The following is a 1196-nucleotide window of genomic DNA, read 5'->3' as shown; positions in this document are numbered from 1 at the left end:
TGGATCAGGTTGCCCGAAAGCACCACGCCCAGCATCGAGCCCATGAAGGCCTGCAGAAAGGCGAAGAAGCGCCGCACGGGGTCCTGGGCGGACAGGTAGTAGTGGGCATAGAGGGCGATGAGCGCGCCCATGGCCGTGATGATGAAGCTGAACAGCCAGGCGTAGCCATCCATGCGCAGCTTGAAGGTCAGGCCGTGGGCGGGAATCCAGGCGCGCGAGGATTCGATGACCTCGCCGCGGGCGACGTCGGGATAGGCGTACAGGGTGAGGAGGGCACAGGAGACTGCGACGGCGCCGGCCAGGGAGGCCTGAAGTTTGCGCGCATGCGCGGGCAGCAGGGAAGATAGCAAGCTGCCGGCAAAGGGCAGCGCTAGGATCACGAGCAGATACATCAGGCTCCAACGGGCGGTAAATTAGGCGGTTAGCGCTTAATGATACGATATATGACGCTAATGTCAGCCTGTCGTCAGCTAAAAAAGTAAATTTTTTACTTGTCGCGGTCTTGATGCAGGTCAATTGGCTCGCCAGGGTTTTCTCTCACAATGAGTGCTTATCAAGAAGAAAAGGCCTCTTGCTGGAGAATCCGCCATGCCCAGTATCCTGGAAGAACCCGACGCACCGGCGCTCGGCAATCCCGACATCGAAATCTCCGAAGCCCTGATCCGGCGTTTCGACCGCACCGGCCCGCGCTACACATCCTACCCGACGGCCGATCGCTTCTTTCAGGATTTTCCTGCGCAGCCCTATATACATGAACTCTCGCGCCGCGCCCTGAGCAGCAGCAACCCGCCCTTGTCGGTGTACCTGCACATTCCGTTCTGCCAGTCCTTGTGCTACTTTTGCGCCTGCAACAAGGTCATCACCCAGGACCGCAGCAAGAGCGAACAGTATCTGCGCTACCTGCTGCGCGAGATCGACATGGTCACCCAGTATATGGGCGAGGACCGGCGCACCGAACAACTGCACCTGGGCGGGGGTTCGCCCACTTTCCTGGAACATGCGCAACTGGCGCGGCTGATGGAACGCCTGCAGGCGCGTTTCCAGTTTACGCCCGATGCCGAGCTGGGCATAGAGATCGATCCGCGCACCCTGGCCGACGGCACCTTGCAGGGCCTGGCGGAACTGGGCTTCAATCGCACCAGCTTCGGCGTGCAGGATTTCGATCCGCGCGTTCAGGAGGCCGTCGGCCGCATCCG

1 protein-coding gene and 1 pseudogene are annotated in these 1196 nt (G+C 60.7%); one reads left to right on the top strand and one right to left on the bottom strand.

The window, feature by feature from the left end; translation table 11 throughout:
- Positions 1-392, bottom strand: a pseudogene (locus ACWPWO_RS18805) (monovalent cation/H+ antiporter subunit A); the annotation flags it as partial.
- Between the two features lie 196 nt (positions 393-588).
- Between ACWPWO_RS18805 and ACWPWO_RS18800 the strand changes: the two are divergent.
- Positions 589-1196: radical SAM protein (locus ACWPWO_RS18800; protein WP_454007892.1), on the top strand; the 608-nt coding region annotated here is incomplete at its 3' end.

It is taken from the genome of Alcaligenes sp. Marseille-Q7550 (genome assembly GCF_965112015.1).
The sequence above is the reverse complement of the archived record's forward strand: the minus strand, read 5'-3'. Positions and strand labels throughout refer to the sequence as shown.